This window comes from Pseudonocardia ailaonensis (assembly GCF_039531635.1).
Taxonomy (GTDB): Bacteria; Actinomycetota; Actinomycetes; order Mycobacteriales; family Pseudonocardiaceae; genus Pseudonocardia; species Pseudonocardia ailaonensis.
Genome location: NZ_BAAAQK010000002.1, coordinates 126,063 through 130,560 on the forward strand (window position 1 = coordinate 126,063; position 4,498 = coordinate 130,560).

The 4,498-nt window shown below is 72.9% G+C and carries 4 protein-coding genes; 1 reads left to right on the forward strand and 3 read right to left on the reverse strand.

Annotation, left to right across the window (positions count from 1 at the left end; translation table 11 throughout):
• From ABD324_RS02775 to ABD324_RS02785, 3 genes are all read right to left on the reverse strand, one after another.
• On the reverse strand, positions 1-691 hold a 691-nt coding region (locus ABD324_RS02775; protein ID WP_425565713.1), incomplete at its 3' end, for a cupin domain-containing protein.
• Between the two features lie 36 nt (positions 692-727).
• Positions 728-2,218: an aldehyde dehydrogenase gene (locus ABD324_RS02780; RefSeq protein ID WP_344411957.1), complete on the reverse strand. Its 1,491-nt coding sequence runs from the start codon at positions 2,216-2,218 to the stop codon at positions 728-730.
• A gap of 32 nt (positions 2,219-2,250) precedes the next feature.
• A complete protein-coding gene (locus ABD324_RS02785; protein WP_344411959.1) occupies positions 2,251-3,579 on the reverse strand; it encodes an MFS transporter in 1,329 nt (442 codons plus the stop codon).
• 176 nt (positions 3,580-3,755) lie between these two features.
• On the opposite strand from ABD324_RS02785, the gene ABD324_RS02790 reads away from it, so the two are divergent.
• Positions 3,756-4,424: a FadR/GntR family transcriptional regulator gene (locus tag ABD324_RS02790; protein ID WP_344411961.1), complete on the forward strand. Its 669-nt coding sequence runs from the start codon at positions 3,756-3,758 to the stop codon at positions 4,422-4,424.
• Positions 4,425-4,498 lie beyond the last annotated feature (74 nt).

Consider the following 4,498-nt stretch of genomic DNA (forward strand, 5'->3'; position numbering starts at 1 on the left):
CGACGAGGTCCGTCGCCCGCCGCACCACGTCGTCCGCGGCGGCCGGCGCGGGCGCGTGCAGCAGCTCGCTGTGGTTGTGGGGGACGGCCAGGAGCAGCTGGGTGAGCAGCATCGACTGGGCCTGTTCCCGCACGGGTGCGAACTCGGCGAGCCCGCCGGGGCGGGCCAGCTCGACGCGCAGGTACTCCACACAGGCGAAGAGCGACCTGGCGAGCGGCGTCCGCGCGTCGAAGCCGAGGGCGAAGCGGATCGGCCGCTCGACCGGCCGGTTCAGCATCCTGGCCAGGTGCCGTTCCAGGGGTCGGCGGGGCAGCTTGACGGCGTACTGGACGGCGTCGGGGCTCCACCGCACGCGCAACGGGGCGTCGGGGGCGAACAGGATGCCGGAGCGCCCGGCCTCGGCGGCCGCCCGGTGGCCGTGCTGCGCCACCATCGTCCGCCCCGCGACGGCCAGGTTCATGTGGTAGCAGTCGCCCATCGGCGGCACGACCAGCTCGGCGTCCGCGCCGTAGGCCAGGTGCCCGATGGTCACCTTGTCCAGGGCCAGGTGCCGCAGCGTGAAGTCCAGGGCGTGCCCGTCCCGCGTCACCAGCTCGTGGGGCACGTAGACGTCCGTGACGTAGTGGTGGGCCTCCTCGAGGTCGCGCGTCGCGAGCAGGGGACGGGTGGGCTCCTGCTCGCGACGCGACACTGCGACCTCCATCGGTCGGTTTTCCCGAGGTGCTGGTCAGCCCATCCGGAAGGGGTCCCGGACCCGGCCGGTGAGCTCCACGAACACGGACTTGTTCTCGGTGTACTCGTCGATCGCGTCGATGCCGTTCTCCCGGCCCAGCCCGCTGTCGTTGAACCCGCCGAACGGCATCCCGGGCCCGACGACGCGGTAGTCGTTGATCCACACGGTGCCGGCGCGGACCCCGGCCGCGACCCGGTGGGCCCGGTGCACGTCCTTGGTCCAGACGGCGCCGGCGAGGCCGTAGCGGGTGTCGTTGGCGAGCCGCACCGCCTCCTCCTCGGTGGCGAAGGTGTACACCGACAGCACCGGCCCGAACACCTCCTCGCGCACGATCGTCGACTCCGGCCCGACCTGCGTCACCACGGTGGGCTGCACGAAGAGCCCGCCGACGTCCTCGGCCGGGCGGCCGCCGCACGCGAACCGGGCGCCCTCGGCCTCGGCGCCGCGCAGGTACCCCAGCACCTTCTCGTACTGCGGCCGGTTGGCGAGGGGGCCCATCTCGGTGGCCGGGTCGGTCGGGTCACCCAGGACGATCCGGCGGGCGCGGTCGGCGACCCGCTCGACGAGCTCGTCGTGGACGGACTCGTGGACGATGAGCCGCGACCCCGCCATGCAGGTCTGCCCGGTCGCCGCGAAGACACCCGAGACCAGGCCGTTCGCGGCGGCCTCGAGATCGGCGTCGGCGAAGACCAGCTGGGCGCTCTTGCCGCCGAGCTCCAGGGTGGCCCGGTTGAGGTTCTCGGTCGCCGCGTGCGCGACCTTGATCCCGGTGGCGGTGGAGCCGGTGAACGCCACCTTGTCGATGCCGGTGTGGGCGGCCAGGGCCTCCCCGGTGGAGCGGTCCCAGCCCGACACCGCGTTGACCACGCCCGGCGGCAGGCCGGCGTCGTGCAGGATCTCGGCGAACGCGAGCGTCGAGGCGGGGGCGTGCTCGGACGGCTTGACGACGCAGGTGTTGCCCGCGGCGAGCAGCGGGGCGAGCTTGAAGGTCAGCAGCAGCAACGGGGAGTTCCACGGGGTGATGGCCCCGACCACCCCGAGCGGCTCGCGCCGGGTGTAGCCGAAGTACCGCTCCGGATCGACCTGGGGGACGGTGCGGCCCTCGATCTTGTCGGCCAGGCCGGCGAAGTAGTGGTAGTACTGCGGCAGCGCCTCCATCTGCCCGCGCATCTCGCGCAGGAGCTTCCCGTTGTCGTGCACCTCGAGCCGGGCCAGGCGTTCGGCCTCGGCCCCGATCCGGTCGCCGACCCGCCGCAGGATCGCGGCCCGCCGGAAGCCCGACATGCGTCCCCACTCGCCCTGGAACGCGCGGCGGGCGGCGGCGACGGCGAGGCCGACGTCCTCCGGGGAACCGTCGGCGACGGTGGCCCACGGCTGCCCGGTGTAGGGGTCGAGGGTCTCGAACGTCCGGCCGGTCACGGAGTCGACGGACTTGCCGTCGATGAAGAGCCCGAAGTGGTCGAGCCGGTCGGTCGTGGTCGACATGGGGTGTCCTTTCCGGTGGGGGATCTCGGGGATCAGGAGGTGTGGAGGGACCGGTTCCCGGTCTCGCCGAGCCGTCGCAGGCAGAGGAGGGCGACGGCGGCGTAGACCGCGAGCATCCCGCCGACGGCGAGGCTGCCCCAGTGCTCGAGCAGGACCGCGCCGATGAGCGGCGCGGACGCCGCACCGACGACGCCGCCGATGTTGTAGGCCAGCCCGGACCCGGTGTAGCGGTAGCGCGTGGCGAAGACCTCGGCGAGCTGCGCGCCGAGCGGGGCGTACCCGAGCCCGGTCACGGCGAACGCCAGCAGCAGCCCGATCGTGAACGCCGGGACGGTGGCGAGGTCCAGGATCGGGAACAGGACCAGCCCCGAGGCCACGGCGAGCACGTGGCTCCCGAGGAGCAGGGGCCGCCGGCCGACCCGGTCGGACCAGAGCCCGCCGAGGATCGTGAAGACCGCGAAGCACACGCCGCCGGCGATCGCGGCGAGGAGAACCGGCGTGCGGGGCAGGCCGAGGTTGTTGCTGCCGTAGTTCAGCAGCATGGTCGCGCTGGTCCCGAAGAAGGCGAGGACGCCCACCGTCGCGCCCGAGGCGAGGGCCAGCTCGCGCGGCTGGGTGCGGACCAGGTCGAGGAAGGGCGCGCGGCTGCGGCGGGCCTGCGTGCGGAAGACGGGCGTCTCCTCCAGGGACAGCCGGACCCACAGGCCGACCCCGACCAGGACCGCGCTGAGCAGGAACGGGATCCGCCAGCCCCAGCTCAGGAAGGACGCGTCGTCCATCACCAGCGACGTGACCAGGAAGGTCGCGGTGGACAGCGCCAGCCCGAGCGACGGCCCGAGCTGCGGGAACATCGCGAACGTGCCGCGCTTGCCCGGCGGGGCGTACTCGGTGGCCATCAGCAGGGCCCCCGCCCACTCGCCGCCGACCGCCAGGCCCTGGGCGATGCGCAACGCGACGAGCAGCAGCGGCGCCGCCACCCCGAGCGTCGCCGCCGTGGGTGCCAGGCCGACGCAGACCGTGGCCACCCCCATCAGCAGCATCGACGTGACCAGCGTCTTCTTGCGGCCGACCCGGTCGCCGAAGTGGCCGAACAGGATCGCACCGAAGGGCCGCGCGACGAAGGCGACGCCGATCGTCGCGAGGGCGGAGGCGGTCGCGGCGGCGCCGCCCAGCTGCGCGTAGAAGACCTTCTGGAACACGAGCACCGCGGCGGTGCTGAAGATGAAGAAGTCGTAGAACTCCACGACGGTGCCCACCGTGCTCGCGAGTGCGACCCGGCGCATCCGGACCGCCTGCTCCGGCGAGTGCGCGGGCAGGGGTGGAGCGTCGGCGCTCGTCCCGGAAGCCTGCTGCCTCGTCATCGTCGTCCCCTCGTCGGCCCGGGTCCAGCGGCCCCTCAATGCTAACCAATCCCGCACCAATGCGGGTTCTGGCCCGGATTGGTTTCGAGTATGCCTGCGGTCGCGGCCAGGGGCAACCGCACATCGCTGCTACATTGGTTCACATTGGTCGACTCGAGCTGACACAGGAGCGTCGGATGTCCGCTGTACCGGTCGTCGAACAGGTCCGTGAGCTGCTGCTCAGCGGCCAGCAGTCCGGTGAGCTCCGCGCCGGTTCGAGGCTGCCGACGGAGCGGGCCCTGTCCGAGTCGATGGCGATCCCGCGCAGCGCGGTGCGCCGGGCGCTCGGCGTACTGGAGCGCGAGGGCGTCGTCACCCGGCACGTGGGGCGGGGGACGTTCCTGGCCGACGCGCGCCCCGCGGGCGCGGCGACGGCTCTCCTGACGAGCCCGGCCGAGATCATGGACACGCGGCTGATGATCGAGCCGGAGATCGCCGCCCACGCCGCCCGCAGCGCCACCCAGTCCGACCTCGAGCAGATCGAGCACTGCATGCAGCGCGGCAACGCCTGCGAGTCCTATCTCGACTTCGAGGCCTGGGACTCGTCGTTCCACCGGGCGATCGCCGCATCCGTGCACAACGGCCTGCTGCTGAGCATGTTCGACACCATGAACGCCGCCCGTGACCTGCCGGTGTGGGGCAAGAGCAAGCTGCGCTCGGCCACGCCGGAGCGCCGGACGGACTACGAGCACCAGCACGCGGCGATCGTCGCCGCCATCGCGGACCGGGACCCGAACCTCGCTCGCACGACGATGCGGGAACACCTGCAGTCGGTGCGGGGCAACCTGCTCAACCCGCCCGACTGACGCGTCGGGCGGGTCCCGCGTTCCTCCTGGGTGGCGGCGCCGCCGCGGTGCCTGGGTGGCGGAGCCGCCGCGGT

Coding starts and splice junctions, on each gene's coding strand:
- ABD324_RS02780 (WP_344411957.1), bottom strand. CDS start 2,218: ATGTCGACCACGACCGACCGGCTCGACCACTTCGGGCTCTTCATCGAC.
- ABD324_RS02785 (WP_344411959.1), bottom strand. CDS start 3,579: ATGACGAGGCAGCAGGCTTCCGGGACGAGCGCCGACGCTCCACCCCTG.
- ABD324_RS02790 (WP_344411961.1), top strand. CDS start 3,756: ATGTCCGCTGTACCGGTCGTCGAACAGGTCCGTGAGCTGCTGCTCAGC.